This is a genomic window from Paenibacillus sp. 01L418 (genome assembly GCF_056400045.1).
The window spans coordinates 1-3,215 of record NZ_JBFTSN010000588.1 but is presented as its reverse complement, the minus strand read 5'-3'; the positions used below and the strand labels follow the sequence as shown (position 1 = coordinate 3,215).

Sequence of the window (3,215 nt, the reverse complement as noted above, 5' to 3'; positions counted from 1 at the left end):
ACGATGGTGTATAGCGGAGAAAGAGAGATTATCGTTGATTATTTAGGAAATAAGCAGCATTTAGCAGTCGATTTGGATGTTGCGGTTTCCACAAAGGGTGGAATTCGAATCATTTCGGGTGAGCAGCGTTTCTATGAAGGGTGGCTTCAATTTCGATTTCCTCGTTTGTTTACTGGCAGAGCAGAAGTGAATGAGTGGTATGACGATGAGGAGCGCTGCTACAAAATATCTGTGGACGTTCGGAACCCTATCCTTGGCCAAATTTTCCGTTATGAAGGCTCTTTCCAAGCTTCATTCGTGAATAGCGAGCATGAGGCGATTCCGATTGGAATTCGGCCATTACGTGAAGAGAAGAGGGAATAAACGGCTACTGCTGTTTATTCCTTTTTGTCACTTTCGTGTTTGGCGTTGTATAATAGAAGCTGACACGATAAGCAGGTCCAAGCTAACGAGGTAAATGCAGCTGGATCCATGGGAAACGGAGTACTAGACTAATGAAAAAATTTAAAAAGTTTTATATAGAGACGACAAGTATTTGCAACTTATCATGCAGCTTCTGTCCGCCCACATTGCGAGCGAAAGGTTTCATTAAAGTGGAGGATTTCAAAAAAACACTGGATCAGATCAAGCCGCATACGGATTATATTTATTTTCATGTAAAAGGCGAGCCAATGCTGCATCCTAAAATGGACGAGCTGCTTGATATTAGCCATGAGAAGGGCTTCAAAGTAAATATTACGTCCAATGGAACACTTATTACGAAAAACAAGGAAAAGCTACTGAACAAGCCCGCCTTGCGTCAAATCAACTTCTCGCTGCACAGCTTTGACGGTCATGCCGGTTCTACGAATAAAGAAGGTTATCTTGCCGAAATCTTATCATTCGTAAAAGAAGCGGTCGCAAGCAGCGATATTATTATTTCGTTTCGGCTATGGAACTTAGATATGGACAATGAAACGAATCAGCAGAAAAACAAAAACCGAGAGCTCCTGGGCATGATTGAGAAGGCATTTAATCTCGATTATAAAATTGAAGAAAAATTCATACCCGGCTCAGGTGTCAAAATAGCGGAGCGCATTTACCTAAACCAAGATCCTGAGTTCAAATGGCCGGATTTAAAAGAGCCGGAGTATAATGGGAAAGGCTTCTGCCATGCCTTAAGGAATCRGGCAGGCATTCTTATCGACGGAACAGTCATCCCTTGCTGCTTGGACGGAGAGGGCGTCATTAATTTAGGAAACATTCATGATACTCATTTCTCGGAAATTATTGAGAATGAGCGATCAACTAATCTCTATGATGGTTTCTCAAGACGGGAAGCTGTCGAGGAGCTGTGCAGGAAATGCGGCTATCGCCAACGTTTTGGGTGATTACTAGGATTATGCTAGTAGGTCAACAAGGCAATTTGTAATAACAAAATAACTATAGTAACGATTATTAATGAAATAAGTTATGTGAATTATAGGTATTGCGTTGGAATTGTTGAGTGGGGTCTTTTTGTGTTATGATTTATTCCGTGCTGTTCTTTGTCGTCTTTCTATCAATCAGAGAGTTAGGAGATTCAACTACACATGGATTTTATTACGATTTTAAAAGCGATTATTTTAGGTATTGTTGAAGGATTAACGGAATTTGCACCTGTATCCTCGACAGGACATATGGTCATTGTTGACGATATGTGGCTTCAAACGGAACAGTACTTGACGAAGTACGTTGCGAACACATTCAAAATTGTTATTCAGCTCGGCTCCATTTTAGCAGTAGTCATTATTTTCCGAAATCGTTTTATTGACTTGCTGGGCTTGAACAGAGGCAGCAAGGACGCGGCACAAGCTTCTTCTCAACCGAAGAAAAAGCTAAAGCTAACACATGTTATCGTTGGTCTCATCCCAGCTGGTGTACTTGGTCTATTGTTTGACGATTACATTGATGAGCATTTATTCTCGATACGTACAGTGCTAATTGGTCTAGTTATCGGAGCTATACTTATGATTATTGCCGATCGTTTTGGGCCTAAGAAACCTAAGATCGAATCAGTTGACCAGATCACTTATAAGCAAGCCTTCTCCGTTGGGCTTATCCAATGTTTATCCCTCTGGCCAGGCTTCTCCCGTTCCGGTTCCACTATTTCCGGAGGGGTGCTGCTAGGCATGAGTCACCGCGCTGCTGCTGATTTCACTTTCATCATGGCTGTGCCGATCATGGCTGGTGCGAGCTTGTTGTCCTTGGCGAAAAACTGGGAGTACTTCACGTTAGAGTCATTGCCGTTTTTTATCGCAGGTTTCATAAGCGCATTCGTTTTTGCACTTCTTTCGATTCGTTTCTTCTTGAAGCTTATTAACAAAATCAAGCTTGTACCATTTGCGATATACCGCATCGTGCTTGCTGCTGTAATCTATATCGTTTATTTTTAACCAATAGAAAAAGCCTGCTCCCTTATGATAAGGAGCAGGCTTTTTTTCGATTTATGGGCGTAACTCAATTGGTTTTTGAGCTTCATAGATGCCGATTCGACCTGAACATATAAATGCGATTACGCAGCCGATAAACATATAAATTGCACCTTCAGCCCCAAATAATTCAATGCCCATGATGAAGCAAGCGATTGGCGTCTTGGCAGCGCCGCTGAATACGGATATGAAACCAATGGCAGCGAGCAGGGGGACGGAGACATGGAGCAAACCTGCAAGTGCGCTTCCTAGCGTTGCACCGATGACAAAGAGTGGAGTTACCTCCCCGCCTTGAAAGCCTGTCCCAAGCGTTATAGCAGTAAATAGTGTTTTCAATAAAAAAACAAACGGAGAAACCGCCTCTTGAAAGGACTGCTGTAGGAGAGGGATGCCTAGTCCCAAATAATCACGTGTACCGATCGCATAGACAATAGCAATAATGAATAGTCCGCCAAAAAAGCTTTTGAGAACAGGACTTTTAAACCATTTACTAAACAAACGTTTAAGTCCTTGTACAAGCTGAGTGAATAATAATGCAGCTAGACCAAAAAGCACGGCTGCAATGACAACTTTGACAATGAGCAGCCAGTCGAGCGGAGGGACATCGCCCATTGAATAGGAGATATGTTGAATTCCCCAAGCGGTAGCAACCAGATGGCCAACATAACTCGCGATAAAGCATGGGAGCAGCGCTTCATAACTGATGACGCCGATTGCAAGTACTTCTAGTCCAAAAATTGTACCGGCTAGAGGTGTGCCAAAGAC

Annotated in this window: 4 protein-coding genes; 3 read left to right on the top strand and 1 reads right to left on the bottom strand. The window is 42.7% G+C overall.

The features are described from left to right. From AC1DSE_RS33180 to AC1DSE_RS33170, 3 genes are all read left to right on the top strand, one after another. Positions 1 to 363 (top strand): DUF4166 domain-containing protein (locus AC1DSE_RS33180; RefSeq protein WP_477528907.1); only part of this gene is annotated, 363 nt, incomplete at its 5' end. A gap of 131 nt (positions 364 to 494) precedes the next feature. Further along, a complete protein-coding gene (locus AC1DSE_RS33175; protein ID WP_477528906.1) occupies positions 495 to 1,370 on the top strand; it encodes a radical SAM/SPASM domain-containing protein in 876 nt (291 codons plus the stop codon). A gap of 201 nt (positions 1,371 to 1,571) precedes the next feature. Then, a complete protein-coding gene (locus AC1DSE_RS33170) occupies positions 1,572 to 2,414 on the top strand; it encodes an undecaprenyl-diphosphate phosphatase (protein WP_430058959.1) in 843 nt (280 codons plus the stop codon). Between the two features lie 51 nt (positions 2,415 to 2,465). Here AC1DSE_RS33170 and AC1DSE_RS33165 read toward each other — a convergent pair. Then, positions 2,466 to 3,215: chloride channel protein (locus AC1DSE_RS33165; RefSeq protein WP_477528905.1), on the bottom strand; the 750-nt coding region annotated here is incomplete at its 5' end.

Coding starts and splice junctions, on each gene's coding strand:
- AC1DSE_RS33170 (WP_430058959.1), top strand. CDS start 1,572: ATGGATTTTATTACGATTTTAAAAGCGATTATTTTAGGTATTGTTGAA.